The sequence below is a fragment of the Mameliella sp. CS4 genome, from assembly GCF_019392335.1.
Classification (GTDB): Bacteria; Pseudomonadota; Alphaproteobacteria; order Rhodobacterales; family Rhodobacteraceae; genus Antarctobacter.
In genome coordinates this window covers 1-261 of record NZ_JAHXRQ010000192.1, presented here as the reverse complement: position 1 = coordinate 261, position 261 = coordinate 1, and the positions used below count along the sequence as shown (strand labels likewise).

The window sequence follows — 261 nt, the reverse complement described above, 5'->3', positions numbered from 1 at the left end:
CCTGGAGGCGTACGTTCTGGGTGCCACCCTCGGCATCCAGGTCCGCCTGGTCTTCCTGTCTCTCGCGACGCTGCCCGCGGCCTGGCTGACCCTTGAGATACCCAAGCACATCGTCAACCATGCCCTCGCCGACGCGCGGGGCGACGGGCATCCAGGAATGACGCTCCTGGGCCTCCCGCTCGGCCGCACGGAACTCCTGTTCGCCCTGTGCGCCGGCTACCTCGCCGTCCTCACCGGGAACGGGCTCCTGAAGTACGCGGC

Annotated in this window: 1 protein-coding gene; it reads left to right on the top strand. The window is 69.3% G+C overall.

Annotated elements, in window-relative coordinates; genetic code table 11:
- A partial coding sequence (locus tag KZZ07_RS27075) for a hypothetical protein (RefSeq protein WP_370631283.1) occupies window positions 1–261 on the top strand: 261 nt, incomplete at both ends.